The sequence below is a fragment of the Cognatilysobacter lacus genome, assembly GCF_008274655.1.
GTDB classification, from domain to species: Bacteria; Pseudomonadota; Gammaproteobacteria; order Xanthomonadales; family Xanthomonadaceae; genus Cognatilysobacter; species Cognatilysobacter lacus.
In genome coordinates this window covers 1-2,600 of sequence record NZ_VTRV01000229.1, presented here as the reverse complement: position 1 = coordinate 2,600, position 2,600 = coordinate 1, and the positions used below count along the sequence as shown (strand labels likewise).

Sequence of the window (2,600 nt, the reverse complement as noted above, 5' to 3'; positions counted from 1 at the left end):
GTTCGTCAATTGCCTGACCACCAACCTCACCTCGTTCTTCCGCGAGGGCTACCACTTCGACGTCCTGCTCGAGCAGCGCGCGATCGTCGATGGCGGACAGCGGGCGGGCGTCGGGCGATCGGCTCATCGCGCCATTATGGTGGCGCTGAACGCCGGTCGGCCCGCGCCGACGCCCGGCGCCTCGGGTCCGGCGGAATCGGGATATCCTCGTGCGGTTCCGGGACGAGCCCGGACGGGGAGCGCCATGCGCCGTATCTGCCTATGCCTGCTGATCATGTTCGCCTGCGCGGACGTCGCTGCGCGCGAGGTACGGCTGAGCAGCCCCGACAGCAGCGGCGGTACCGACGGCGCCCCGGCGCAGAAGGCGGAGGCCCGCAAACCGGCGGCCCCGCGTGACGCGGCACCCGCGCGCGAATCCCACGTCCGTCCGAGCGTGCACGGCGACGTCGGCTCGCTGATGCGCTGGCACAGCTTCCTTCCCGGCATGTTCCGCTGACGCTTGCTCGGCTGGCTTCGTCGCCTCGCGCGGCCCGATAGACCCGAAACCCCGCTCGACCCCGCCCTCGCCGCCGATGTCTTCGCGCGTGCGCCATGGGCCCGCGCGCTCGATGCCGGTCGTCGCGAGCGCCTCTCCTGCCTTGCCGCGTGGTTCCTGCGCAACCGTGCGATCACGCCGGTGGCCGGGCTCGAACTCGACATCCGCGATCGCGCGCTGCTTTCCGCGCTGTGCTGCCTGCCAGTGCTCGAATTCGGCATCGGCGGCCTGCGAGGCTGGTCGGAGCTGATCGTCTATCCGGATGCCTTCCGCGTCGAGCGCAGCCATGTCGATGCGGCAGGCGTGCTGCACGAAGGCCAGGACGACCTGATCGGCGAGTCGTGGCAGGCCGGCCCGCTGGTGCTGTCATGGGCCGACGTGCTCACAGACTGCGCCGCGCCGCGCGACGGCTTCTGCGTGGCCGCGCACGAGATGGCGCACAAACTCGACGCGCTGGACGGCGACCTCGACGGAACGCCGCCGCTGCCCCGCGACTGGCATGCGCAATGGGTTCGCGATTTCCAGGCCGCGTTCGATGGCCTCAACGCGCGCCTCGACCGCGGCAAGCGCACGCCGATCGACGACTACGCCGCCGAATCGCCCGACGAGTTCTTCGCGGTGGCCACCGAGTACCACTTCAGCGCGCCGGAGCGGTTGCGTCGCGCATACCCGGCAGTGGCGGATCACCTTGTCCGTTTCTACGGGCCGCCGCCGTTCGGCTGAGTCACTCCAGCAGGCGCGCCCAGCCTTCCATGCCCTCGATGCGCGAGAGAACCAGCTTGACGCATACCAGCAGCGGCACCGCGAGCAGCAGCCCGACCATGCTCCAGACCCAGCCGAACACCATCAGCGCAAGGATCAGCACCAGCGGCGACAGACGCATGCTGCGTCCGAGCACGATCGGGGTCAGCAGCTGGCCCTCGAGCGTATGCACCAGCAGGTAGATGCCCGCCGGCGCGAACGCCATCCAGTCGTGGTAACGCAGGAAACCCATTATCAGCAACGTCAGGATTCCCAGCAGCGGCCCCACGTAGGGCGCGAAGTTGAGCAGGAACGCCATCGTCCCCCACAGCAGCGCTTCCTGCGGCGGCACGCCGAACCAGACCAGCAGCCCGGCGATCACCGCGCCGACCACGAAGTTGATGACGGTGATGGTAAGGACGTAGCGCGAGATCTCGCGCTCGATCGACGCGAGGATGTCGACGGTGATCCTCTGCTTCTGCCGCGAGGACAGCAGCCCGAGCGCGTGCCGTTGCAGGTTCTCGCCGTAGACCATGAAGAAGAACGTGAGCAACACGACGGCCAGGATCGAACTGACGATCTTCGGCGTCGACGCCAGCCAGTGATACGGGTCGCGCGTTTCGGTGCGCACGACGGTGCGCGAGTCGCCGGAGCCGGCCGTCGCCGCGCTCGCAAGTCGCTGCGCGGCCTGGTTGGCCTCGTGCACCGGCTTGATCATCGCGCGCAGCTTGGGCGCGATCGAGCGGATGCCGCTGGGCGCGTCGTGGATCCACTGGGTGGCCGGCTGCACCAGTTGCTCGACCAGCACGACGGTGCCGGCGAAGCCCAGCGTGATCACCAGCAGCGCGCCCAGGAAACGCGGCACGTACAGGCGCTTGAGCACGCGGATGATCGGGTTGCCGACCAGTGCGAAGAACATCGCCAGCAGCACCGGCAGCACCAGTCCCTGCGCCGCCCACAGCGTGAAGCCCACGGCCAGCACGGCGAGCACGACCACGGCGGCCGGCGCGCGCGGACGCGGCGGCGAGGTGCTCGGCTCGGCGGGTGGCGGCAGGTCGGAACCCGTCGGTGGCACGACGGTGTGCTGCGGGGTCGTGGCGGTCATCCGGATCTCAGCTGACGTCGACCGGGTCGACGGCCGGGACGGACGCCTGCACCGAGTCCGCCACGTCGCCGACATCGCTGGCGACGCTGTCGACATGGCTGGCCGCCTGCTGCGCCGTCGCGCTCGCGACCAACCCGGATAGCGCGGTGATCATCTGCATGATCGAGCCGCCCTTGACGACGGCCTTGGCCGGCTCCACCCGCCCGACCACGAAGCCGG

At 69.8% G+C, this 2,600-nt stretch carries 3 protein-coding genes and 1 pseudogene; 2 read left to right on the top strand and 2 right to left on the bottom strand.

Features of this window, described 5'->3' with window-relative positions; all coding sequences use genetic code 11:
• Positions 1-244 precede the first annotated feature (244 nt).
• Positions 245-496 (top strand): hypothetical protein, encoded by a 252-nt coding sequence (locus FW784_RS14875; RefSeq protein ID WP_187770828.1) that lies wholly within the window; start codon positions 245-247, stop codon positions 494-496.
• A gap of 3 nt (positions 497-499) precedes the next feature.
• Positions 500-1,258 carry a M90 family metallopeptidase gene (locus FW784_RS13515; protein ID WP_149353848.1) on the top strand — a complete coding sequence of 253 codons (759 nt, stop codon included), beginning with the start codon at positions 500-502 and terminating at the stop codon, positions 1,256-1,258.
• A 1-nt stretch (position 1,259) separates the two neighbouring features.
• On the opposite strand, the gene FW784_RS13510 is transcribed toward FW784_RS13515, so the two are convergent.
• Together FW784_RS13510 and FW784_RS14500 are read right to left on the bottom strand one after the other, a co-directional pair.
• A complete protein-coding gene (locus FW784_RS13510; RefSeq protein ID WP_149353847.1) occupies positions 1,260-2,381 on the bottom strand; it encodes an AI-2E family transporter in 1,122 nt (373 codons plus the stop codon).
• 7 nt (positions 2,382-2,388) lie between these two features.
• Positions 2,389-2,600 (bottom strand): annotated as a pseudogene (locus FW784_RS14500) (hypothetical protein); the annotation flags it as partial.